Below are 23,838 nucleotides of genomic sequence, written 5' to 3'. Positions count from 1 at the left end.
CCGGCGGAGCGTGAGATGCGCGACTCGAACACGTGAATCGCTCGTCCGGCCGCGTGTTCGACCCGGCGGCTCGCTACTGTCCGGTGGCGTGACAGTGACCGATGGTGCGGACGTCCTGCGGTTCTCCTTACTGGGCCCGCTGCGGGCCCGGCGGGGCGGAACGGAGCTGGCGCTCGGCTCGCCGCAGCAGCGTGCGGTGCTCGCGGTGCTCCTGCTGCGCCGCGGACGCGCCGCCGGCCTCGCCGAACTCGCCGACGCCGTCTGGGGCCACACCCCGCCCGCCGGTGCCGTCCCGATGCTGCGCACCTACGTGTCCCGGCTGCGCCGCCTGCTCGAACCCGGCCGGGCACCGGGGGTACCGCCCCGCCTCGTGGTCTCCGCCGGCGACGGATACGCGCTGTGCGCCACGGGGATCAGCACGGACCTCGGCACGTTCGAGGAGGGTCTGGCGCGGGCCGAGCAGCGCCGGGCGGCCGGCGACAACCGCGGCGCGGCCCGGCTCCTCGACACCGCGCTCGCCGCGTGGCAGGGACCGGCACTGGGCGGTGTGCCGGGCCCCTTCGCCCGCGCCGAACGCGCCCGGCTGGCCGAACGGCGGCTCGGCGCCCAGGAGTACCGGCTCCGCGTGGAACTCGAACTCGGCCGCCACGAGGCGGCGCTGCCGGAACTCAGGGCCCTGCGCGAGACGCAGCCGCTGCGCGAGACGGTCTGCGAGCTGCTGCTGGTCGCCCTGGCGCGGTCCGGCCGGCAGGCCGAGGCCCTCGACGTCTACGCCCGCGCCCGCCGCGCCCTGGTGGTGGAACTGGGCGTCGAACCCGGCCCCTCCCTGCGGGCCGCGCACGCACGCCTGCTGTCGGGCACCACCGACCTGCCCCCACCGCCCGCACCCGCACCCGGTGCCGCCCCCGGGGCGGCGCCGGACGCTCCCTCCGCCCCGGCCGCGCCGGACTCCGACCGGCCCGACGGCCGGGGCGCCGCCGCCGCGCTGCGCCCCTCCCAGCTCCCGGCGGACCTGGCCCTGTTCACCGGGCGGGAGAGCGAACTGGGGCTCGTGGAGGACCTGCTGCCCGCCGTCGGCCACCCCGACCGGGCCGTCGTCGCCCTCGTCAACGGCATGGCCGGCGCGGGCAAGACCACCCTGGCCGTGCACTGGGCCCACCGGGTCGCCCACCGCTTCCCCGACGGCAGCCTCTACGTCAACCTGCGCGGATACACCCAGGGCGGCTCCGTCATGCACCCCTCGGAGGCGCTGGAGACGTTCCTCGTGGCGCTCGGCGTGGCCCCGCAGGCCGTCCCCGAGGGGCTCGACGCGCAGGCCGCCCTCTACCGCAGCGTCCTCGCCCGCCGCCGTGTGCTCGTGGTGCTCGACAACGCCCGCGACACCGAGCAGATACGGCCGCTGCTGCCCGGCACGCCGGGCTGCGCGGTCATCGTGACCAGCCGCGGACGGCTGACCGGCCTGGTCGCCCAGCACGGCGCGCACCCGCTCACCCTCGGCCCGCTGACCGGCGACGAGGCCCGCGCGATGCTCGCCCGGCGGCTCGGCCGCGCCCGCGTCGAGGCCGAACCGGCCGCCACCGACGCGATCGTCGCCCTCTGCGCCCGGCTGCCGCTGGCGCTGGCCATCGTGGCCGCGCGGGCCGCCCACCACCCCGCCTTCCGGCTCGCCGACATCGCGGCCGAACTCCGCGAGAACCACGGCAGCCTGGACGCCTTCACCGGGGGCGACGCCCGCACGGACGTCCGCGCCGTCTTCTCCTGGTCGTACCAGGCGCTGCCGCCCCGGGCGGCAGCGCTGTTCCGCCTGCTGTCCCTGCACCCGGGGCCCGACATCTCCGCCGCCGCGGCGGCGGCCCTGGCCGCCGAGCCCGCCCGCACCGTCCGGGCGCGCCTGAGCGAACTCACCGGGGCCAGCCTGCTCGGCGAACACGCCCCCGGCCGCTACGCCTTCCACGACCTGCTGCGCGCCTACGCCGGGGAACTGGCCGCCGCCGAGGACGGCCCGCGGCAGCGCTCCGCGGCCCGGCTGCGCCTGCACGACCACTACCTGCACACCACCCATCACGCGTCCGCGACCATCAGCCCGCTGCGGGAGACCCTCCCGCTGCCGCCGTGCACCACGGGCGGCGAACCCCTGCGGTTCACCGGCCGCAGACAGGCCATGAACTGGCTGCGCGCCGAGCGGCACGTCCTGCGCGCCGTCGTCGAACAGGCCGCGGCGCACGGCCACGAGGACCACGCCTGGCGCACCGCGGTCGGCCTCGACCTCTACTTCGACCGGCTCGGCTTCTGGCACGACCTGATGGAGATCAACACCGTCGCGCTGCGCGCCGCGCGCGCCGTCGGCGACCGGACCGGCGAGGCGCACGCGCTGCGCGGACTGGGCTTCTTCCACACGCGCTTCGCGCACTCCGCCGAGGCCCACCGGGACCTCGGGCACGCGCTGGAGCTGTTCCGCGCGCAGGGCGACGCGTTCGGCGAGGCACGCACCCGGCGCTGCCTGGCCTACCAGGCCAACGGGGAGGGGCGGTTCGCCGCCGCGCTCGACCACTACGCGCACGCCCGCGAGCTGTACCGCGGCGCGGGCGGCACGAGCGGCACGAGCGGCGAGGCCATCGTGCTGAACGAGGTCGGCTGGACGTACATCCTGCTCGGTGAGCCGGACACCGCGCTGGAGACCTGCGAGAAGGCGGTCGCGCTGCACCAGGAGGCCGGCGACCCGGTCGGGGAGGCGGCGGCGCAGGACAGCGTCGGCTACGCCCACCACCAGCTCGGCCGGTACGAGGCGGCGGTCGTGCGCTTCGAACGGGCGGTGGCGCTCTACCGCGACATCGGCGACCACTACCTGGAGGCCGACACCCTGCGCCACGCGGGGGACGCGCACCTCGCCGCGGGCGACCGGGAGACGGCGGTGGCCGCGTTCCGCCGGGCCCTGGCGCTCCTGGAGGAGACCGGCCACCCGGAGGCGCCGGACCTGCGGGAGACGCTGCGCGCGCTGGAGGAGCCCGCGGCGGACGGACCCGGCCCGAAGGAGCCCGGCCCGCGGTGATCCGGCCGCGCCGGGACGGACACGGCGGCGTCAGGCCGCGGCACGCTCGGCGGGGACGGAGTCCGGGCGCGGCTCCTCCCGCGGGCCGGCCGCCGGCGCCGGGCCGTCCTGCGCGGGGCGGGACCCCGCCCCGACGGCCTTCTCCGCCCGGCGCGGGCGGCCGGACTCCTCCGCCACCACCCCGTGGTCGCGCAGCGCCAGCCGCAGACTGCGCAGGGCGTAGTACACCCGGGACTTCACCGTGCCCTGCGGGATGCCGAGCACGTCCGCGGCCTCCTGCGTGGTGCGGTCCGCGAAGAACGTCGCGCGGATGACGTCGCGGTGGGCGGGGGTCAGCTTCTCCAGCGCCTCCTGGACCACGATGGACGACAGCATCTGCTCGATGTCGTCCACCTCGGCGCCCAGTTCGCTCAGCCAGGTCGCGCCGCCGATCTCCAGCGGACGCGCCATCCGCGTCCGGTGTCCGTCGATGACGAGGTTGCGGGCCACCCGGAACATCCAGGGGCGGACGGCCATCCCCTCGTCGTCCACCAGATTCCGCTTGTTCCAGCAGCGCAGCAGCGTCTCCTGGATGACGTCCTCGGTGCGGTGCGTGTCCCCGCCGAGCATGCGCAGCACGTACGTGTACAGCGCGGGGCCGTGCTCCAGATAGAGGTCGCGCAGCGCGCGTTCCTCGGCGGAGACCGCGCTCGCCGATCCGATGACCGTCACGTTCATGGTGGGCTCCTGTTCCCTGGGAATGGCCGGCCCCGTGGGGGGTACGAGGGGGGCCGGGGCCTCCTGGGAACGGAGTGTCGCGAGGGCTGTTCCACGTTCGTTTGACGTCGGTTGTACGGATCGATGGACGGGCTGGTCGGGACGGGTGTGACCAGAGGTACGCATGAGGTTTGCGTTCCGCGACGCCGGTTTCACACGTACGCCGACAGCGCCTCCACCTGCCGGCGGACCTGGCCGACGAGCGCCGCGTAGCCCGGCGGCAGCAGCCCGTTGCGCTCCAACGTCGTCCACATGTGCAGCAGTTCGCGGCCGTGCGCGACCACGGCCCGGTCGTCATCGAGCTGCTGCCAGGCGGCAGCGGCCCGCGCCACCTCGGCGGGGGCCCGCCCGTCGCGGGCCCGGCACCGGATGCGGGCCACGGCCAGGGCCAGCACGATCGCCTCCCGGTGATCGCCGCGCAGATGGGCGAGGTAGGCCTCGACGGCCCGTGCCTCCACGGCGTGCGGGTGCTCGGCGCCCATCGACGCGGTGAGGCTCTCGCGCAGCTCGGTGGCGTCGTCGTACGCCTCGTCGAGCAGTCCCGCCGCGGCCAGTTGGTTGATCCGTCCGATGCGCTCGGTGAGCGGATCGGGGAAGTCGGCGCGGACCGCGGGCGCCGTGACCGCGACCGGGTCGGGCAGCTCCGCCCGTGCGGCGGCGGTGGCCCGGGCCCGCGCGACGGCGGTCGCGACGGCGGAGGCGGTGGCCGCGGCGGACGGCGGGACGACGACGGTCGCGGGGACGACGGCGGCCTCGGGCGCCGGCACCACGAACCCGGCGGGCGCAGCCTCGGGCGCGTGGCCGGACGCCTCTCCCGGCACGGGCGCGTGAACCGGCGCCGCGACCGGGACGGGGTGCCCGTCCGGAACAGGGGCCGGGACGGGGTGTCCGTCCAGGGCAGGGGCGGCGACCGGTTCGGTCGCCGGAGCGGCGAACGCGGCGGGGACCGCTGCGGCCGGATACACGGGTGCCGGAGCGGGGTCCGGGACGAGCCCGGGAACCGGCGAACCGGCCGCGGCGGGGTCCGGAGCAGGGGCCGGGTGGGGCCCGGGAACCGGCGAACCGGCCGCGTCGGACGCCGGGGCGGGGACCGGGGCAGGGGCGGGGGCCGGGGCAGGGATGGGGGCCGTGGCAGGGATGGGGGCAGCCGCCGGTGCCGGCGCCGGTGTCGGCACCCCGGCTTCGGGTGCCGGTACCCGCTCCGGCGCGGCGGTCGGTTCCGGCTCGGGGTCGAGGACGTGGCTGGAGCCGTCCGGCAGGACCCGCAGGACGAAGCGGGACGCGTCCGAGCCGTCGTACACCGTCGCCTCGACGGGGCCGCCGCGCTCACGCGCGTGCTCCTCCAGCCGGTCGAGCACGGCCTCGTGCACGGACTGGCCCGGCGCGGGCACGAGCGGGTGTCCGTCGATCCCTGCGGTCCCCTCGCCCGAGATGTACACGTCGAAACGGGCCATGCTGTCCTCCTGATCAGGCGGGGCCGGTGGTGGTGGCGTCGGGGTCGGGGGTGACGCCGGGGGTGGCGCCCGAGGGCGGGGCGCCGATGCCCTGGTACTTCGCGAACTGGGCCCGGATCGCGAGCACGTAGCCCTGGGCCTCGTTCGTCTGCGGCACGCCCTTCGCCGCCTTGACCGCGTCCATCCCGACGTCGTACGCGGCGAGCGCGAGGTCCAGCGCGGTGTTGCTCGTACCGTCCTCGCCGGTCTCCTCGATCACCCCGTCGTCGATCAACTGCTGGCCCTGCTTGGCCAGCTCGCACATGTAGCGGCCCTGCGCCATGATCGAGTCCTCCGCGTCCAGGGCGGAGGTCTTGTCGTTGTCGTCGTCGTCCTTGCCGTACTGCTTGAAGATCTCCGGCGGCAGCTGGGAGATGCCCTCCTCCCCGTCCGGGCCGACGAGGGAGGTGTTGAAGCCGGACTCCTTCTCGATCTGCGACGCGATGACGATCGGGCCGATCGCGCCGCACAGTTCACCGGCGTTCTGGATCGGGTCCACCAGGTCCTCGGGCACCGTCGAGGTGTCCAGCTGCCCCTTGCCGTCCCCCTGGAAGATGCCGAGCGTCTGGTCGGCGGTCTCCTGGCTGGGCGGGTCCCCGCCACCGCCGTGGAACAGCAGGTAGAGCGCGATGAGCGGCGCCAGCAGGACACCGAAGCCGCCGAGGATCACCACGACGACGAGCGTCCCGGCCAGGGCCAGCGGCGACAGCAGGCAACCGCAGCCGGTGCCCGCGATGATGCCGTTCCGGACGGCGGTCGAGGCACCGCCTTCTCCGCCTTCTCCACTCATGGCGCCCGCCTTCTTCCCCACATCTTGAACCGCTGCGGCCACATGGCCCGTTGTGCTGTCCGACGGGCCCGACAGATCCAAACGGCGCCCGGCGCACAGAAGTTCAAAACCAGTGGAAAACCAGATGAGTCAGACCAGCGGATTCACGAGCGAAGAGGGGGGCGGAGCACGCATGGGCACTCCTTCGGCCAAGCCGTCGGGCCCGGGATCATGGGTACGGGGCCCGAAGAACCCGCCGCAGGCTTCCCCGGAAGCACGGCCCGCCGCTGACGCCGTCGAGGGCGCGGCACAGGCGGCCGGACCCGCGGCCGCCCCGACGACGCCGGCGGGAGTTCCGGCCGCCCCGGCCGAGCGGATACCCCCGGCGGCCCAGCCGATACCTGCCGCGCCCCATGACGTTTCCGGAACCGCACAGCAGACGGCACCGGCACCGGGCACGGTTGCCGCCCCGCCGCCGGAGGTCCGGCAGGCTCCGGTGGCCGCGGCTCCCGCCCCCGCGGTGCCCGCCCCGGCCGCGCCCGCACCCGCACCGGCGGCCCCCGCCCCGTACCCGGCGGCCCAGCCGGCGGCACCGTCGCAGCAGGCCGCCCCCGCGCCCCCGGCGCACACAGCCCCGCCCGCGGCACCGCAGGCCCCGGCCCGGACGGCCCCCGCCCCCGCGGCGCCGGCACAGACCTCTCCGGCCCCCGCGGCCCCGACGCACGGGGCTCCCGCCCCGGCGGCCCCGGCACACACGGCCCCGCCCGCGGCACCCCAGGCCCCGGCACCGCCCGCCTACCAGCAGGCACCCCAGACCCAGGCACCGGCGGCGTACCAGCAGGCACCCGCGCCGTCCGAGCCCGCTCCCCAGGCCCCGGCACCGTCCGCGTACCAGCAGGCCCCCGCCGCACCCGCCCCGGCCGCGGCGCGACCCGCGGCCCGGCGTCCGGCGGGCCCGTCGCCCGCCCCGGCGGCGACAGCCGCGCCCGCTCCCCGGACGGCCGGCGGCGCCACCCGCCCCCAGGCCGCGGCCTCGCCGCGGGCGGCCGGCGGCCGGCGCCCGGCACCGGCCGCGGACGCCGAGCCCGCCTGGGGCCGGCCGCGGCGGTCCCGGCCGGCCCGCGGCGCCTCGCGGGACGCGGTCGGCTGGGTGCAGGCGCACGGCGGGGCGGGCGCGACCTCGCTGGTCGAGACGTTCGGCGGCGTCGACGTGGGCGCGCGCTGGCCCGACCCGGCACGCGGCGAACCCCGCCGGGTCGTGCTGGTCGGCAGGACCAGCGCACGCGGGCTGCAATCCGTCTCCCAGGCGCTCGGCGCGCTGAAGGAGGGCAACGCTCCGCAGGGGCTCGACCTGCTCGGCGTGGTCCTCGTCGCGGACGCCCCCGGGCGGCTGCCGCTCAGCCTGCTGCGCCGCATCCGCGTCCTGCGCTCGGTGGCGCGCGTGCAGCGCGTGCCGTGGATACCGGCCTGGCGCACCGGCGGCCGGTCGACCTCCATCCCCCGTCAACTGGCCGCTCTCTCCCGGCTGGTGGGCACCGAACCGCACGGCGAGGGAGCCGCGTCATGACCGAACGCCTCCTCGACGCACGGTTCCTGGCCGCCTACACCCCGCCGGTGGGTGCCGACACCATCCTCGGTCTGCTCGCCTGGTGCGCCTCGGCGTGCGGGGTCGGCGGACTGATCATCGTCGGCATCCAGATGGCGCTCCAACTGCGCCGCGGCGACCCCGGCGAGGGCGGGGAGCACTTCCGCGGCGTCTTCTTCGTCACCCTCAGCTGCCTGATCGCCACGTGCGCGGGGCCGCTCGTCGCGGCCCTCGGCAGCCTCCAGCTCCTCGGTCCCTGACCCCGACCCCCTGTCCCGCACCACCCGTCATCCAGTCGCCCACCGCTCGTGCCGGGCGCCGACATCTCGGAGAACTCCATGTCCTCTCTGCTCTACGAAGCCTCCAGCATCCTCGCCTCGGGTGTCCCGCAGCCGTCCCGCAACGCCCCCGGCGAGCTGACCTCGAAGGTCAACACGGTCCTCGGCATCGCCGCCTGGGCCGGCACCGCCGCCGGTGTGGCCGGTGTGCTCATCACCGGCGCGATGATGGCCGTCTCCGTCAAGCGCGGCGAGAGCTCGGAGCACATGAGCCGGCTCGGCATGGTCCTCGGCGGCTGCGTCCTGGTGGCCACCGCGGGCCCGCTGATCAGCTTCGTCTTCGCGTGAGCGGGCGCCGGTCGTGAGGTTCACACGCAGGGAGCGCCGGCTCGCCGAGTCCGGGCCGTACTACAAGCAGCGCAGCTGGCAGATGTCGGCGGGGTTCCTGGGCATCGTGGTCGTGGTGGGCGGGATCGTCAGCCTGCTGTCCGGCCCCGGGGCGAGCGCGGACGGGACCCGGGCCGCGTCCTCGCGCGGACCGCTCTCCGGCGCCCCCGCGGCGAAGGACGGCCGGCCCAAGGGCTGCGCCACCGACGACAGCGCCGGGTCGGCGCGGCCGAAAGCCGCGCCGAAGGACGTGACCTGGCGCACCCTCGGTGTCGCGCGGGTGCCGGTCTCGGCCTCGGCGGGGCCCACCCTGATCCAGGGCCCCCTGTGGTGGTGCTACGCGCACACGCCCACCGGCGCCGCGCTGGCCGCCCACATCATCCCGTCGCAGATGAGCGGGTCGCACTGGCGCACCGTCACCGAGCAGCAGGTGGTGGCCGGGCAGGGGCGCGAGATGTTCGAGTTCCAGCGGGCCACGGTCGCGAACACCGACGACCAGAGCGGCGGCGCCGCCGTCGCCGCCTACGTCGGCTACTCGGTGACCTCGTACAGCGAGTCGGCGGCGACCGTACGCCTGCTGCTCAAGAGCGCCCAGGGATATGCGGCGACCACCATCTCCCTGCGCTGGAGCGGAGGCGACTGGAAGGTGCGGCCCGACGACAACGGGGCCCTGCACACCCCGGTGTCCACGGTCCAGAGCACCAACGGCTTCACCCTCTGGGGGGTCTGACGTGAACTGCACGTCCGGAAATCCGGTCATCGACCTGGTGAAGGGTTTCTTCAGCTTCCTCGGCGACCCCATCGGGACCATCGTCGAGCTGATCGCGAAGACCATTCTCGCGGGCGCGGTCGCCGTGTTCGCGGCGCTGACCACCAACGTGCCCACGCTGGAGCAGACGGACACCTCGAAGGGCATCAGCGCCGACACGCAGTGGATCGTCGTCTACCTGGCGGTCGGTTCGCTGCTGTTCGCCGCCTGCCGCATGGCCATCGAGCGCAAGGGCGACGCGGGCCGCACGGCCCTGAAGGGCATCATGCGCGTGGTGCTCGTCTCGGGCGCCGCGACCACCGTCGTGGTGGCGGCGGCGGCCGTGGGCGACAGCTACTCCAACTACCTGTTCAACAACGCCGTACGCGAATCGCTGAACAACGTCGGAGCCTGCTCGGACGGCAGCGGGATCCAGTCGTTCCTGCTCCTGGTCCTCGCGTTCCTGCTGCTGATCTCCGGGATCATCCACACGATCCTGATGTACATCCGGCTCGGCGTCATGATGCTGCTGCTGGGCACCCTCCCGCTGGCCGCCGCGGCCTCGATGACGGACTGGGGCGCCGGCTGGTGGCGCAAGCACGTCGGCTGGATGATCGCCTGGCTGCTCTACAAACCCGCGGTCGCCCTCGTCCTCAACGCGGGCATGGCGATGATCAATTCGGGCAAGAGCAGCGGCTCCGGCGACGCGGCCACCATCAACACCCGGATCGCCGGCATCGGCGTCATGCTGCTGTCCGCGATCGCGCTCCCCGCCCTGCTGAAACTGATCGTGCCCGCCACCGCCGCGATGGGCACCGGCAATCCGATGTCCAGCATGGGACAGGCGGGTTCCAACCTGGCCAGCGGCGCGGTCCAGCTCGGCGGCCGGGGCGGCGGTTCCGGCGGCGGCGCGCAGGTGGGCCCGAGCGGGGCCTCCGGTACCGGCGGTGCGTCGGGAGCGGGCGGCTCGTCCGGCTCGGGCGGTTCCTCGGGCGCGGGCGGCGAGGCCGGGGCGAGCGGATCGTCCGGCGCGTCCGGCGCGAACGGCGCGGCGGCGGCCGGCCGGGCCGGCGCCTCCGGGGCGGGCGCGGCCGGCAGCGGTGCCGCGGCGGCGGCAGGTCCCGCCGGAGTCGCGGTGCTCGCGGCGGTGGCCGCGGCCCAGGTGGCCAGTTCGACGGTCTCCGGCGCCGTGGAGGGCGCCGACGGCGAGCTGGGCAACAACAAATGACCCGCGGGGGGCCGGTGCCGGCCGGACCGCGTCGCTGACCCCGGCGCCGCCCGCCTCCCCGCACGACCGGCCGCCGGGCTCCCTTCCCCCTGGGAGCCCGGCGGTCTCCTCCCCGGCGCCCCGCCGCACCCCCCGTCACTCCACGAAGGGAAACCGGACTCATGTCCACGGAAGCCGCCACCCATCCGACGTACGGAAACTGGCGCAGGCCACGGCGGCCGGGGCTCGGACCGCTCGGGCTCGTCGGCACCTTCGGGGTGTTCGGCGGCCTCATCGTCACCCTGCTCGCGTCGCTGATCTCGCTGTACGCGGCCCTGGTCGTGCTCGTCCCGGTCGTCGTGTTCCTCGTGCCGCTCGCCATCCGCACCCAGGACGGCAGGAACGTCTACCAGCTCATCACGCTGCGCGTCGGCTGGTGGCGCCGCAAGGCCAAGGGCGCCCACCTGTACGTCTCCGGGCCGCTGTCCGCCCGGCCCGGCGGCCGGTTCCGGCCGCCGGGCCTGCTGAACAAGGTGACCGCGACCGAGGGCCGGGACGCCTACGACCGGCCCTTCGGCGTCCTGCACCACCCGGTCCGCAACCTGTACACGATCGTGCTGGGCTGCGACCCGGACGGCGGTTCGCTCATCGACCCGGACCAGGTCGACGTCTGGGTGGCGCTGTGGGGCGAGTGGCTGGCCCGGCTCGCCCACGAACCCGGCCTGCGCGGCGCCTCCGTGATCGTGGAGACCGCCCCCGACCCGGGCACCCGGCTCGCCCACGAGGTGCTGCCGCGCATCCACCCCGACGCCCCGCCGGCCGCCCGCGCCGTGATGGAGGAGGTCGTGGAGCGCTACCCGAGCGCGTCCTCCGAGATGCACACCTACATCACCCTGACCTACGGCGTCCCGCCGGGCCAGCGGCGCAAGAAGGACGACGTGATCACCGACCTCGCCATCCGCATCCCGGGCCTGCTCAGCGGGCTCGTCGCGGCCGGCGGCGGTGCCGCCTACCCGCTGTCGGCGGAGCGGATCGCCGAGGTCGTCCGGGTCGCCTACGACCCGGCCGTCGCCGCCGACGTCCTCAACGCCCGCGCCCAGCAGGGCGGAACGGGCCTGGAGTGGGACGACGCCGGCCCCGCCGCCGCCGTCGAGACGGTCAACAGCTACCAGCACGACTCCGGTGTCTCGCGGACGTGGCTGCTCACCCTCGCCCCCCGCGGCACGATCCGCTCCTCGGTGCTGCGCGGCATGCTGGAGGCCGCCCCCGGCACCCGCCGCAAGCGGGTCGCCCTCGTCTACCGGCCCATCGACCCGGCGACCTCGGCCCGCATCGTCGAGGCGGACCGGCGCAGCGCCCAGTTCATGGCCACGTCCGGCAAGGGCATGGTGCAGGCCCGCGCGGCCTCGGAGGTGCGGGCCGCGGAGCAGACGGCCGCCGAGGAGGCGTCGGGCGCGGGGCTCGTGGAGTTCTCGCTGATGCTGACGGTCACCGTCGACAGCATGGAGGAACTCGCCGACGCGAGCGTGACCGTGCGGAACCTGACCGCCGCGTCCCGGGTGCTGATGCGGCCCGCGGACCGGATGCAGGCCGCCGCGTTCAGCTGCACCCTGCCCGCCGGCATCCTCCCCTGGGAGCAGACCCTCATCCCGCACGAGTTGCAGGAGGCGCTGTGAGCCGCCGGCGCGAGGAGAAGCTCGCCGAGCGGGCCGACCGGCTCGCCGAGGAGCAGGCGCACCGGGAGGCCGCGCCCGGCGGGGCCGGCCCGCGGCCGTCCGGACGGCGCAAGGGTTCGCGGGCGGCGAAGGCCGCCGCCCGGGATCTCGGGGCGGACCTGGCCCCCGGCACGGAACCGACCGGCGCCCCCGCCCCGGCCGCCCCGAAGGGCCGCTCCGGCAAGGGGAAGGCGCCGGCGAAGCCGAAGGAGCTGTTCGTCCCGCACCGCGGCTGGTACGGGGTGGGCGGCGGGCGCGTCGGCTACATGGACCCGCCGACCATGTGGCGCGCCACCACCGTGCAGGCGTGCGGGATGTGGCCGTTCGCGGCGGGTTCCGGCTCCCCGATGACCGGCGTGCCGCTCGGCCAGCACCTGTTCACCGGCGCCACCGTGTGCGGCGACCCGCTGAGCTGGTTCACCCGGGCCCGCTACATCTCCAACCCCTCCCTGTTCATGCTCGGCATGCCGGGCCTGGGCAAGTCCACCCTGGTGAACCGGATGCTGATCGGGCTCGCCGCGACCGGGGTCGTCCCGCTGGTCCTCGGCGACCTCAAGCCGGACTACGCCGACACCGTGCGCGCCCTCGGCGGCCAGGTCATCTCCATCGGCCGCGGCCGGGGCGGCATCAACGTCCTCGACCCCGGCGCGATGGGCGAGGCCGCCGCGAAGATCGGCGGCGAGGCCGGCGAGGTCCTCAAGGCCGAGGCGCACGGCCGCGTCCTGAACATGGTCGCGGCGCTGGTCACCATCGTCCGCGGCCGGCCGATGGACGACCACGAACAGTCCGTGCTCTCCGCCGTCCTGCACCATCTGCGCGAACGCACCCCCGAGGGCCGTACCGTGCTGCTGCCCGACGTGCTGCGGGTGCTCACCGAGGGCCCGCCCCGGGTCCGCGCCGTCACCCTCGACCGGGGTGACGACGCCCGCTACCGGGACGCCGTCGACCCGCTGCACCGCTCGCTGCTGGGCATCCTGGACGGCCCGCTCGGCGACACCTTCGCCTCCGAGACGTCCACCCGGATCGACCCGAACGCGCCCGCGGTGTGCATCGACATCTCCGGCATCGGCGAGGCCGACACCCAGCTGACCGCCGCCGCGATGCTCGCCGCCTGGTCCGACGGTCTCGGCACGGTGGCCGCCTCGCACGCCCTCGCGGACGCCGGACTCGCGCCCCGCCGCTGGTTCTTCACCGTCCTCGACGAGCTGTGGCGCCCGCTGCGCGCGGCCTCCGGCATCGTCGACCGCATCGACGCGCTCACCCGCCTCAATCGCTCGCTCGGACTCGGCGACGCGAAGATCACCCACACCCTGAAGGACGCCGAGGCGCTCGGCACCGACTCCGACCGCGCCAAGGCGCGCGGCTTCGTCGAACGCGCCGGGATGGTGGTGTGCGCGGGGCTGCCGAAGACCGAGATGGAGGACCTCGGCAAGGTGGTCGGCCTCTCCCGGCGCGAGATCGAACTCGTGTCGTCATGGTCCTCGCCGCCCGGCTGGGGCGTCAACGGCGACAACGAGGAGCCGCCCGGCCGCGGCCGGTTCCTCATCAAGGTCGGCGGCCGTCCCGGCATCCCCATCAAGGTCGCCATCACCGACGCAGAGCGCCGGCTGCACAACACCAACACCCGCTGGACGCCGAACGAGGACGCCGTCGAACAGGCCGCGGCCCAGGCCGCGCGCGAGGTCGCACGGGCCGCCCAGGAGGGGCCGCTCGGCCCGCCCGGCGGACCGGGCGCCGACGCGGCGGGGAGGTGGACCGCGTGAGCGCCCCCCGCGGCGGTGGCGGCGGCGACCTGCACGACCTCCTGCCCTGGGCGATCGTCGCGATCGCCGGCACCGGTCTGGCGGTGTTCACCGTGGTCTGGTCCGGCGGCACGCTCGGCGCGGGCCTGTCCGGCCACGGCTGGGACGCCCCGCCGTTCGCCCTGTCCACCATCGCCCGCCTCGTCTCCGACGGGCCCGGCGCCCTGTGGCCCGCGGCGCCGCCCGCCGCCGTCTACGCGGGCATGCTCGGCCTGCTGGTCCTCCTCGCGGTGCCCGTCGCGCTCGTCGTCCGCCTCCTGGTAGGCCGCTCGGCGCGCCCCAAGGGCCTGGCCGGCCGCCGCGAACTGGCCGCCCTGTGCCCCAAGGGCATCGAGTCCCGCGCCCGCGAACTGCGCCCGGGCCTCAAGGGCCGCGACCGCGTCCACCCGGACGAGACAGGCAACCTCCTCGGCGACCTGGAGCCCAAGGGCCCCGAGCTGCGCAGCAGTTACGAGGACGTCGAACTCGACCTCATGGCACCGCGCGCCGGCAAGTCCACCGGCATCGCGGTGCCCCGGGTGCTGCGCGCGCAGGGCGCCGTCCTGCTCACCTCCAACAAGTCCGACGTGTACGCGGTGACCCGCGCCGAACGCGAGAAGGCGGGCACCGTCTGGACCTTCGACCCGCAGGGCATCGCGCACACCCCGCGCGCCATGTGGTGGAACATCCTCGGCGAGTGCCACACCATCGAGGGCGCCCGCCGGATGGCCGGCCACTTCGTCGCGTCCGTCAACGACGACACCGCGAAGAAGGACTTCTGGATCTCGGCCGCGCAGAACACCCTGACCGCGATGTTCCTCGCCGCCGCCCGCGGCGGCGCCCCGCTGACCGAACTGCTCGGCTGGCTCGCCGACCCCGCCGACCGCGCGCCCGTGGACCTGCTGCGCGAGGTCGGGCTCGTCGCGATGGCCGAGCAGTTGCAGGGCACGGTGCGCGGCGCGGTGGAGACCCGGGACGGCATCTACGAGACGGCCCGGCAGACCGTCTCCTGCCTCCTCGACCCCGAGATCCTCGCCTGGGTCACCCCCGACCCCCGGGTGCCCGAGTTCCGGCCGGACCGGCACGTCCTCGGGCACGACACGCTCTACCTGCTGTCGAAGGACGGCGGCGGCTCGGCGGCCGGCGTCATCGCGGGCCTCGCGGACGCCACCATGCGGGCGGGCGTGGTGGCCGCCGAGCGCATGGGCGGGCGCCTCGACCCGCCGCTGACCGCGGTCCTGGACGAGGCGGCGAACGTGTGCCGCATCTCCGACCTGCCCGACCTCTACTCGCACTTCGGCTCCCGCGGCATCAACGTCGTGACACTGCTCCAGAGTTACCGGCAGGGCGCCCGGGTGTGGGGCGAGGTCGGCATGGACGCGCTGTGGAGCGCGGCCACCATCAAGCTCCTCGGCGCGGGGCTCGACGACGCCGACTTCGTGCAGAAGATCTCCACCCTGGTCGGCCAGCACGACGTGCGGACCCCGAGCATCTCGCGCGGCAAGGAGGGCACCTCCCGGTCGTACTCCTACCGCCAGGAGGCGGTGCTGCCGCCGGACCGCATCCGCGCCCTGCCCAAGGGCACCGCCCTGCTCCTGGCCACCGGCGTCCGCCCGGCCCTGATCCGGCTGCGCCCCTGGTACAAGGAGCCCGGTGCCGGGGCGATCTCGGCGGCGGCGAAGGCGGAGACGGCGGCGATCACCGAACGCGCGGCGGGGCGGCTGCTGTCGGGCGTGACCCTGCACAAGCCGGAACCCGGCCGGGACGCCGCCCCAGCGTGACCGTCCGCAGCAGCAGCTCGGCGGGCCCGTACCGGGTCCGGGCCATCAGCCGTGCCCCCCAGACGAGTTGGAGCCCGTAGAGCAGTACGCAGCTCGCGAGGACGGCCGCGGTGCCGACCCGGTCGTACAGCCCCAGGCCGTACCCGGTGAACACGCAGGCGAGCACCAGCGACTGGGTGAGGTAGTGGCTGAGCGCCATCCGCCCGGCGGCGGCGAGCAGGTCCGCCGCCGGGCGCACCGCGCCGGCCAGCAGCAGCACCCCGCAGGCGTACGAGGCGGTGAGGGCGGGTGCGGTGAGCAGCGAGACCGCGTGCCCGACCAGGAACCAGCGGCTGTCGAGCGGTCCGTTCGCACAGCACGCGGTGAGCGCACCGCCCGCCAGACCGGCCGGCAGCCACCGCCGCAGGGTGCGCCGCAGCCACGCCCGGTCCCGGCCGCGCCGCTCCAGCAGCCCCGCCTTGGCCGCCGCGAGGCCCGCGAGGAACGCGGCCAGGATGTCGGGGGCGTACATCAGGTTCGCGCCGAGCGCCGAGGGCAGCTCGCGCAGATGGGCCCCGACCACCGAGCCGAAGCCGCCCCGGTAGGCGGCGACGGTGTCCGCGGCCCGGGGCGCGTACTGGGCGGGTGTGACCGGTTCGGTCAGGGCCACGGTGAGCAGCCCGCAGGCGAGCAGCAGGACGGCGAGGCCGGCCACCAGGCACACCGCGACCCGCAGGGCGGTGCGCGGCGTGAGGCCGCGCAGCCCGTACAGGATCAGCCCCAGCGCGGCGTACGTCATGAGGATGTCCCCGGGGTACAGCAGCACCGCGTGGGCCAGGCCGAGGCCGAACAGGCAGGCGGCGCGCCGCAGATGGCGGGCGCCCGCGGCGGAGCCGGCCGGTCCGGCCGCACGCCGGTCGAGGACGAAGCTGTAGCCGAGGAGGAAGGAGAACAGCTGGTAGACGGTGGTCGTCGCGGTCACGGCCCAGGCCGCCGCCCGGTCCGCGGCCGAGGCACCGGGGCCGCCGCCGAACGCCGTGTACGGGCCGGCCATCAGCTGGGCGTTGACGAGCAGGATGCCGAACAGGGCGAACCCGCGCAGCACGTCGACCTCGGCGACCCGTCCGCCGGGCGGCACGGCGGCCGGCGCGGCAGCCGGCGCGGCGGCCGGTTCGCCGCTCACGACGCGACCACGACGCCGGTGCCGAAGGCGAGGGTGGAGGACAGGAACCAGCCGAACGACGGGGCCAGCAGATACCGCAGGGTCCACAGCCGGGCCGTGGCGGGCCGGTTCTGCGCGTAGACCACGGGCACCGCGGAGCCGACCGGCGGCAGCCCGCACAGCGGCCCCCGCCATCCCGGGTCGAAGACGAGGCCGCGCCCGAGGTGGTCGGAGAACACCACCAGCCCGCCCCGCCGCCGGTCGGCGGCCTTGCGGGGCGTGACCCGGCCCATCACCCGCAGTCCGCGCAGCCACAGCCGCAGGGCTCCCAGCACCGACCGCGCCGCCAGCGTCAGAAACCCGAGGCCGAACCCCGTGCACAGTGCCAGCAGCACCAACTCCGCGCCCATCACGATCCCTTCGTCCGCAGCCGCCCTGGAAACGCACAACGGCCGGTGACCGCCGACCGGTTCACACCCCGCGTTGAACCACCGCGCACCGCGGCCCCGTTGTGCGGACGACGCCCCGGCCCCCTCCCCCACGCGGCGCCTACGAAAGGAGCTTCGGCCCAGATGAGACGGACCCTGCGCGCGCCCGGCCGCCGGACGGCCGCGACCCTCACGCTGGCCCTCGCGATGACGGCGACGGTCCAGCAGCCGTCCCGGGCCGCGCCCGACCCCCGGCCCCGCACGCTCGCCGAGGTGCGCGCCGAGCTGGACGACCTGTACCACGACGCGGAAGTGGCCACCGACAAGTACAACGCCGCCGACGAGAAGGTGACGGCACAGCAGAAGCGCGTCCGCACCCTGCACGCGCGGATCGGGGCGGCCGAGACGAAGCTGGGGCGGCTGACCCGGCTGGCGGGAGCGGCGGCCCGCGCGCAGTACCGGGGCGACAGCCTGCCCGCGGAGATGCAGTTCGCGCTCGCCGACAACCCCGAACACGCCCTGGACAACGCCTCGCTGGCCCGGCAGGCGCAGCAGGCGACGCAAGGGGTGCTGACCGCGCTGACGGCCACCCGCGAGAAGCTGGGCACGCAGAACGAGGAGGCCACCGCCACCCTGAAGAGCCTGCGGGAGAGCCGCAAGGCCAAGGACACCGAGCGCCGGTCGGTGGAGAAGCACATCGCGGCCGCCGAGGAGGTGGAGTCCCGGCTGGAGAAGGAGCAGGTGGAGCAGCTCGCCGCCCTGGAGAAGAAGGAGGCCGACGACGCCCAGGCGAAGTGGGTGGAGACCGGCGTCCTGGACAAGGTCGGCACCACCGCGACCCCGGCCGGCCGGAAGGCCATCGCGTTCGCCACCCGCCAGCTCGGCAAGCCCTACGTGTGGGGCGCCGAGGGCCCGGACTCCTTCGACTGCTCCGGCCTCACCTCGCAGGCATGGCTGGCGGCCGGCCGCGTCATCCCGCGCACCTCGGAGGAGCAGTGGCGCCGGCTCCGGCACGTCCCGGTCGACTCCATGCGCCCCGGTGATCTCGTCATCTACTTCGCCGACGCCAGCCACGTCGCGATCTACATCGGCGACGGCAGGATCATCCAGGCCCCGCGGCCCGGTCGCTGGGTGTACGTCTCACCGGTCGCGTCGATGGAGATCCTCGGGGTGGTCCGGCCGGACGCCTGAGCCGCCGCGGACGGGCCGGCGCCGCGCCGGCGTTGAACCGATGGCCGCCCCGCACCGTCGTGTGGGGGCACACCTCATCGCAGGGACGGAGAGCTCATCATGGGAACCCCTCCACAGTCGGGTGGCGGATCGAGGGACGAGGAACGGGGAGTGTCCCGCTCGCCGTCCCCGCCTCCGGAGACCTTCGCGTCGGACAGCTGGTACAGCCCCGTCACCAAGGCGTACCACATGATCGCCGGCTCCCAGCTGGCCACGTACGCCGCCGACACCGGCCGATGGGTGGCGGAGAAGTCCCCCTGGGTCATCGACCGCGCCGTCGACGCGCTCGCACCGGCCTCCGTGGTGGCGCAGGGCATCGGCACGGCCCGCAAGGATGTCGGCCAGGGTGCCAACTCGTTCTACGACTGGGGTGTCTTCCTCAACGGCGCCGACGGCGCGCGGACGGTCTTCCTCCAGGGCACGAAGGCGCTCAAGCCCCACCCCAACGACCCGCCCAACGTCTTCGCGGCCGGCGCCGGCGCGGTCAAGTTCACCGGCGCGGCCATGTACGGCTGGGGCAAGACCCCGGCGGTGCAGGCCACCGGCGCGATCCTCCAGGGCCTCGGGACCGGGGCGGAGACCTACCTCCAGCGGCAGTCGGCGCAGCCCGCCCAGCCGACCCCGGTCCCGGCACCGACGCCGCTGACCCTGAACGACAACTTCAGCTCGCTGTCGGTCACCCCGATCATGGACGCGGGCAACCGGGCGGCCTCCCAGTTCAACCAGCCGCCCGCACAGCCGCCGTCCCGCTCGTCGACCTCGTCCGCGCTGCCGCGGAACCCCACCACGCAGACCCCCTCGTACCCGGAGTCCTCCACCGCGCAGGGCAGGGACGCCGCGGGCCGGGGGCAGGGCAGGGGCCAGGGCCGCGGCCAGGCCGCGGAGTCGAGCAGCGGCAACACGTTCCGCAACGCCGCCGACCAGAACGGCACCAAGCGGCGCGGACGCGGCTAGGGCGTACGCCCTAACCGCCCGTCGGCCGCGCGACGCCCTGCACGCACGCTCACCGCACCGGGCCGAAAGCCCCCGTCCGTTCCGGTACGAGGGCTCCCGCCCCGCACGCCCAGAGCACCCATCCGACGCCGCGCGGCCCGCCGCCGGGCGACCGACGGGACGTTCGCGACACGTATCGGTCCCGCCGCCGGACCGTCCCGGCGCCGGCCGCCCGGCTCCGGGACGGCCGTCGCTTCCGCTCTCCGCGCGCCGGCGGGTGCCCCGCTCCACCGGACCGGCCGCCCCGACGCCGCCCTCGCCCCCATCCAGGAAGGACCACCGTGGCACCACCACCCATGACCGGCCGCCCGTCGATCCAGGCGGCACCCGCCGCACGACGGGAGCTGCCGTGACCGTCGACACCTCCGTGACACCGGAGGAGGCCGCCGCCCTCGCCGCCGCGCCCGCGCCGCCGCCGCCCCCACCGAAGTTCATCCTCTACCTGGACGGCCTCGAATACGCCCAGGCGCTGCGTCAGCTGACCCTGTGGACGCACCACGTGCTGCTGCCGGTCTACGGACGCGAGGTCACCTCCTCGGCCCCCTGGTGCCCCCGCTGGTGGGAGCACCCGGAGGCGGTCGCCCAACTGCACGGCCTGTGGCTGGCGTGGGGCGAGCTGACCGGGCCCGAGGGCGGCCCGTCGGGGCCGGCGATCTGGCACCGCGACCACCTCGGGCCGGTGATGGGCACCCTGCGCGACCCGTCGGGCCCGTTCGCCGGATGCAAGACGGGCACGCACCGCCCCAAGGACACGCCCACCGTCGACGCCAACGACCCGTTCGCGCCGCCGCCACCCCCACCGCACCGGGCATGAGGCCGGCCGCGGGCTGAACCCGGCGGGGTGCGCGGTCCGTTGTGTCAGCGAACCGGTGTCCGGCCGGCCCCCGCGGCCGGCCGGCAGGCCAGGGAGGACCACCCATGTTCCGCACCGCGTACGGCCGGGACCACGCCGCCCGCACCCCGTGCACCCGCACGCGACCGGCTTCGCCGCCGGTGCGTGCGGGTGCCGGCCCGCACCGCGCGGGCTCCGTCCCGGCCGCCGGGCCCGGCCCCGAGGCGCCGGCCCGGCCGTCCCCCGGCGGCGGGCTGTTCGCACCCCGCGGGCTGATGCGGCGGCGCCGTCCGGGAGCGGCCCCGGGAGACGCTTACGCGCACCGGCCCGCACCGCCGGCGCCCGCCCCCTCCGCCGCCCGCCCTGCGCTCCGCGCGCTGCCGCCCGGCCTGCTGCCGCTGCCCCCGGGGTTCACGCTGCGCGCACCGCTCTCCTGACCGCCCGCGCGCGGCGACCGTGCCCCGCCGGACCGGTGACGCCCAGGGCCGCCGCCGCCCGTGACGACACCGCCCACCACCACCCACCACCTCACCGGAGAGAAGGGGCACCGTGGCCGTCGACAGCGCGGCCGCCTCCGCGGGCCGGAGGCGGCTGAGGAAGCAGCCGAAGCAGCAGGACCGCCCCGAGGCCCTGCTGGCGCGGCACCTGCTCCGGACCGAGTTCGCCCTCCGGGACGGACGGCGCCCCCGCCGGGAGGAGAGCTTCTGGGAGGAGCTGGCCAAGGAACTGAACCGCCTCATGGACCGCATCACCGGACGCCGGCGCTCCGCGGGCGGCGGGCCGGTGGCGGCTCCCGGCGGCCCCGACCACGGCACACCCGTCGCCGTCGGGCAGGGCGGCCCGGACGGCGCTCCGGCCGCGGGCCCGGGCCGGCCGGTCCCGTTCGAGGAGGCGGTGCGGCACGGGCGGGAACAGTTCCAGGAGATGATCGGCCGGCTCACGGCCGCCGAACGCCGGGTCTTCGAGGACGCCGTGCTCGACCTCGTGCGCGGCGACCGGAAGTACCGCAAGGCGTTCGAGTCCTCCCCGGAGAGCATGCCGCTCGTCGCGCGCTACGCGGTGGACGCGCACCTGAGAGAGGTCGCGCCGGACCTCGCCGCCGCGGAGTCCGCGCGGGATCGGGGCGGGAACGGGCTGCGGGACCCCGCCCGGCAGGACCCGAACGCCCGCCGGGACGGCGCCCCCCGATCGGACGGGACCGGGCATGGGCAGGACGCCCCGGGAAGGGACGACGCCCTGCGCCGTCGATGGGAGCGCCCCGCCCGCGACCGCGAGGTCCCGGCACCGAGCGCCACCGGCTCCCCGCGCGGCAGCTTCTCGGCGCCCGGGTCGGACGACATGAGCGACGGCCACGGCTTCCTGGAGGCGGCCCGCGCCGGCCTGGCCGAACGGACCACCGGCGCCACCCTCGCGCCCCGGGAGAGCGACGCGTTCACCGGGCAGGGCTTCCTCGCGGCGGAAGCGGCCGCCCCGCGCGAACCGGCGGACGCGGACCTGCTCGCCTCCCCCTTCCCCTCCCCCTCCCTCAGCGCCTCGGACCTGGAGGCACCGCCGTCCCCGATGCCCCTGCCCGCGGCCCCGCTCCGGTCACCCACGGGCGAGGCGGTCACGGACTCCCGGTCGCCGAGCGAGCCCTACCCGGTCTCCCCGTTGCAGACCGCGGCCCTGCCGGTGCCCCTCACGCCCGACCGGCACACCGCCCTCTCGCCGCTGCCCGCACCGGTCACGCCGCTGCTCGGGGCCGAGGGCCGCCGGTCCGTCCTCGACGCGGAGGCCCTCTTCGCCCGGAGCCCGGCCTCCTTTGACGGCTCCTCGCCCACCCGGCCGAACAGCCCCGCGGCGGCCCGGCACCACGCCGGCGGCGCGCCGAAGGCGCCCGGGAACGAGATCCGCCGCCGGTGAACCATCCGCGGCGGGCATCCGTCGTGCCTGCGGCGGCGCCAACCGGCCGCCGCAACCGCGCACGCCCGACCGAGAGGCACGCTTCATGCGCAGACGCACCTCCTTACTGCTCGCCCTCCTCCTGGTGATCGTCGGGGTGACCGGCACCGCCGTCGCGATGCGGTCGCACCAAGCCGCAGGCCAGGACATCCAGGGGACGCCGGCCGCCGACGTCGCGGAGCACACCGTCACCCTCCAGAACAGGACGGACAGCCGTATCTGGGTCGGCAGCACGGTCAACGCCGACGGCTCCACCGCCCTCACCGGCCTGCCGGTGCTCGACCCCGGCCAGTCCGCCACGGTCACCGTCCCCGAACGCTCCGGCGCCGGGCACTGGCGCGGCACCTTCTTCGCCCGGCAGGGCTGCGGCGGCGAGGACGGCACGACGTTCCACTGCGCCGTCGGCGACTGCGGGCCGTACGCGGACCACTGCTCCACCGGCGAACAGCCCACGGGACTGGCCGAGTTCAACTTCGACCCGGCCGACTCGCTCGCCCCCTGGTACGACGTGAGCTACGTCAACGCCGTCGCCGTGCCCGTCACCATCACCCCGAACGACGTGGCACCGCCGGCGAGCGGCTCGTGCGCGGTCGCGGGGTGCGCGCAGGACCTGCTCTCCGCCTGCCCGGCCGACAACGTCGTCAAGGACCAGGGCACGGGCGCCCCGCTGGTGTGCGTGAACCCGAACCGGGACGCGAAGACCGGCTACAGCGACATGATCAACCAGAAGTGCCCGACCGCCTACGCGTGGTCGAAGCAGGACGCCGAACCGGGCAACAAGGTCATGTACCAGTGCACCAAGTGCTCCGGTCTGACCGTCGCGTTCGGCACCGGCGCCGCGGCCCCCGCCGACCCGGCCACCACCGAACCGGGACCGCGCGACACCCCGGAGCACAAGACCCCGGCCGCCGGCCGCAAGGGCGTCAGCCTCAACCCCGTCGACGGCGCCGGCCAGGCGCTCGCCGACTCCGGGGCGTCCTGGTACTTCAACTGGGCCTCCTCGACCGGCGCGGTGACCAAGCCGGCCGGCGTCGACTTCGTGCCGATGATCTGGGGCCCCGGCTCGGTCACCGACGCCGAACTCGGCCAGGCCGCCAAGGAAGGCAGGGAACTGCTCGGCTTCAACGAGCCGGACTCCCCCACCCAGGCGAACATGTCGCCCGAGCAGGCGCTCGACCAGTGGCCCCGGCTGGAGGCCACCGGCCTGCGGCTCGGCGCTCCCGCCGTCGCCACCGGCGCCGACGTGGCCGGCGGCTGGCTGGACCGGTTCATGCAGGGCGCCGCCCAGCGCGGGCTGCGCGTCGACTTCATCCCGGTGCACTGGTACGGAGCCGACTTCGGGCCGGACGCCGCGAACCAGCTGCGCGGCTACCTCCAGGCGGTGCACGACCGCTACCACAAGCCGGTCTGGCTGACGGAGTACGGCCTGATCGACTTCTCCCACGGCACCCCCCGCTATCCGAGCCAGGGGGAGCAGACCGACTTCATCCGCTCCTCGACCCGGATGCTGGACGGCCTGGACTTCGTCGAGCGGTACGCGTGGTTCACCCTCTCCACGGTGACCAGCCCGACGGGTCTGTACGACGGGACGACCGCCAACGCCAGCGGCCGGGTCTACCACGACGCGAGCTGACCGGCCGTTGAACCGTTCGCCCGCGCGGCCCGTTGTGCGGGTGGAACCCGGCCGCGGCTCTCCCCCGGGCCGCGGCCGGCCCCTCGTCGAA

19 protein-coding genes are annotated in these 23,838 nt (G+C 75.7%); 14 read left to right on the top strand and 5 right to left on the bottom strand.

Annotation, left to right across the window (positions count from 1 at the left end):
• Nucleotides 1–88: 88 nt before the first annotated feature.
• The gene (locus ACGFS9_RS02080) at nucleotides 89–3,049 is read left to right on the top strand and encodes a BTAD domain-containing putative transcriptional regulator (protein ID WP_393249825.1); all 2,961 of its coding nucleotides are present in this window, start codon (nucleotides 89–91) and stop codon (nucleotides 3,047–3,049) included.
• A gap of 30 nt (nucleotides 3,050–3,079) precedes the next feature.
• Here the strand turns inward: ACGFS9_RS02080 and ACGFS9_RS02075 are convergent, their stop codons facing one another.
• The 3 genes from ACGFS9_RS02075 to ACGFS9_RS02065 form a co-directional block, all read right to left on the bottom strand.
• Nucleotides 3,080–3,766 (bottom strand): sigma-70 family RNA polymerase sigma factor, encoded by a 687-nt coding sequence (locus ACGFS9_RS02075; RefSeq protein WP_393249823.1) that lies wholly within the window; start codon nucleotides 3,764–3,766, stop codon nucleotides 3,080–3,082.
• 191 nt (nucleotides 3,767–3,957) lie between these two features.
• Nucleotides 3,958–5,259 (bottom strand): hypothetical protein, encoded by a 1,302-nt coding sequence (locus tag ACGFS9_RS02070; RefSeq protein WP_393249821.1) that lies wholly within the window; start codon nucleotides 5,257–5,259, stop codon nucleotides 3,958–3,960.
• Nucleotides 5,260–5,272: 13 nt separating this feature from the next.
• Nucleotides 5,273–6,088, bottom strand: coding sequence for a transglycosylase SLT domain-containing protein (locus ACGFS9_RS02065; protein ID WP_393249819.1), 816 nt, complete (start codon nucleotides 6,086–6,088; stop codon nucleotides 5,273–5,275).
• 1,129 nt (nucleotides 6,089–7,217) lie between these two features.
• On the opposite strand from ACGFS9_RS02065, the gene ACGFS9_RS02060 reads away from it, so the two are divergent.
• The 8 genes from ACGFS9_RS02060 to ACGFS9_RS02025 all read left to right on the top strand — a co-directional run bounded on the left by ACGFS9_RS02060 (nucleotide 7,218) and on the right by ACGFS9_RS02025 (nucleotide 15,549).
• Nucleotides 7,218–7,634, top strand: a complete 417-nt coding sequence (locus ACGFS9_RS02060) for a hypothetical protein (protein WP_393249817.1) — start codon at nucleotides 7,218–7,220, stop codon at nucleotides 7,632–7,634.
• A complete protein-coding gene (locus tag ACGFS9_RS02055) occupies nucleotides 7,631–7,912 on the top strand; it encodes a hypothetical protein (RefSeq protein ID WP_393249815.1) in 282 nt (93 codons plus the stop codon). The genes ACGFS9_RS02060 and ACGFS9_RS02055 overlap by 4 nt, the downstream gene beginning before the upstream one ends.
• 78 nt (nucleotides 7,913–7,990) lie before the next feature.
• Nucleotides 7,991–8,278: a hypothetical protein gene (locus ACGFS9_RS02050; RefSeq protein WP_393249813.1), complete on the top strand. Its 288-nt coding sequence runs from the start codon at nucleotides 7,991–7,993 to the stop codon at nucleotides 8,276–8,278.
• Between the two features lie 13 nt (nucleotides 8,279–8,291).
• On the top strand, nucleotides 8,292–9,047 hold the full coding sequence (locus tag ACGFS9_RS02045) for a hypothetical protein (RefSeq protein ID WP_393249812.1): 756 nt from the start codon (nucleotides 8,292–8,294) through the stop codon (nucleotides 9,045–9,047).
• Nucleotide 9,048: 1 nt separating this feature from the next.
• Nucleotides 9,049–10,293, top strand: a complete 1,245-nt coding sequence (locus tag ACGFS9_RS02040) for a hypothetical protein (protein ID WP_393249810.1) — start codon at nucleotides 9,049–9,051, stop codon at nucleotides 10,291–10,293.
• A gap of 161 nt (nucleotides 10,294–10,454) precedes the next feature.
• Nucleotides 10,455–11,948 (top strand): SCO6880 family protein, encoded by a 1,494-nt coding sequence (locus ACGFS9_RS02035; protein ID WP_393249808.1) that lies wholly within the window; start codon nucleotides 10,455–10,457, stop codon nucleotides 11,946–11,948.
• Nucleotides 11,945–13,750: an ATP/GTP-binding protein gene (locus ACGFS9_RS02030; protein ID WP_393249806.1), complete on the top strand. Its 1,806-nt coding sequence runs from the start codon at nucleotides 11,945–11,947 to the stop codon at nucleotides 13,748–13,750. Before ACGFS9_RS02035 ends, ACGFS9_RS02030 begins: the two co-directional genes overlap by 4 nt.
• Entirely contained in the window at nucleotides 13,747–15,549 is a 1,803-nt protein-coding gene (locus ACGFS9_RS02025; RefSeq protein ID WP_393249804.1) for a type IV secretory system conjugative DNA transfer family protein, read from the top strand. The genes ACGFS9_RS02030 and ACGFS9_RS02025 overlap by 4 nt, the downstream gene beginning before the upstream one ends.
• Here the strand turns inward: ACGFS9_RS02025 and ACGFS9_RS02020 are convergent.
• The gene (locus ACGFS9_RS02020) at nucleotides 15,467–16,711 is read right to left on the bottom strand and encodes a DUF418 domain-containing protein (RefSeq protein ID WP_393249802.1); all 1,245 of its coding nucleotides are present in this window, start codon (nucleotides 16,709–16,711) and stop codon (nucleotides 15,467–15,469) included. The two genes, ACGFS9_RS02025 and ACGFS9_RS02020, sit on opposite strands and share 83 nt — an antisense overlap.
• Nucleotides 16,708–17,100: a hypothetical protein gene (locus ACGFS9_RS02015; protein ID WP_393249800.1), complete on the bottom strand. Its 393-nt coding sequence runs from the start codon at nucleotides 17,098–17,100 to the stop codon at nucleotides 16,708–16,710. The genes ACGFS9_RS02020 and ACGFS9_RS02015 overlap by 4 nt, the downstream gene beginning before the upstream one ends.
• Nucleotides 17,101–17,262: 162 nt before the next feature.
• On the opposite strand from ACGFS9_RS02015, the gene ACGFS9_RS02010 reads away from it, so the two are divergent.
• The 5 genes from ACGFS9_RS02010 (at nucleotide 17,263) to ACGFS9_RS01990 (ending at nucleotide 23,747) form a co-directional block, all read left to right on the top strand.
• Nucleotides 17,263–18,309, top strand: coding sequence for an NlpC/P60 family protein (locus tag ACGFS9_RS02010; protein WP_393249798.1), 1,047 nt, complete (start codon nucleotides 17,263–17,265; stop codon nucleotides 18,307–18,309).
• A gap of 99 nt (nucleotides 18,310–18,408) precedes the next feature.
• Nucleotides 18,409–19,302: a hypothetical protein gene (locus ACGFS9_RS02005; RefSeq protein ID WP_393249796.1), complete on the top strand. Its 894-nt coding sequence runs from the start codon at nucleotides 18,409–18,411 to the stop codon at nucleotides 19,300–19,302.
• A 388-nt stretch (nucleotides 19,303–19,690) separates the two neighbouring features.
• Entirely contained in the window at nucleotides 19,691–20,155 is a 465-nt protein-coding gene (locus ACGFS9_RS02000; RefSeq protein ID WP_393249794.1) for a DUF4913 domain-containing protein, read from the top strand.
• A gap of 567 nt (nucleotides 20,156–20,722) precedes the next feature.
• On the top strand, nucleotides 20,723–22,075 hold the full coding sequence (locus ACGFS9_RS01995) for a hypothetical protein (RefSeq protein ID WP_393249792.1): 1,353 nt from the start codon (nucleotides 20,723–20,725) through the stop codon (nucleotides 22,073–22,075).
• Between the two features lie 85 nt (nucleotides 22,076–22,160).
• Nucleotides 22,161–23,747 (top strand): glycosyl hydrolase, encoded by a 1,587-nt coding sequence (locus ACGFS9_RS01990; RefSeq protein WP_393249790.1) that lies wholly within the window; start codon nucleotides 22,161–22,163, stop codon nucleotides 23,745–23,747.
• The last annotated feature ends 91 nt before the right edge of the window (nucleotides 23,748–23,838 follow it).

Source organism: Streptomyces sp. NPDC048566 (assembly GCF_043199735.1).
Taxonomy (GTDB): Bacteria; Actinomycetota; Actinomycetes; order Streptomycetales; family Streptomycetaceae; genus Streptomyces.
Note: the sequence above shows the minus strand (reverse complement) of the source record. Positions and strands in the feature narration are given on the sequence as shown.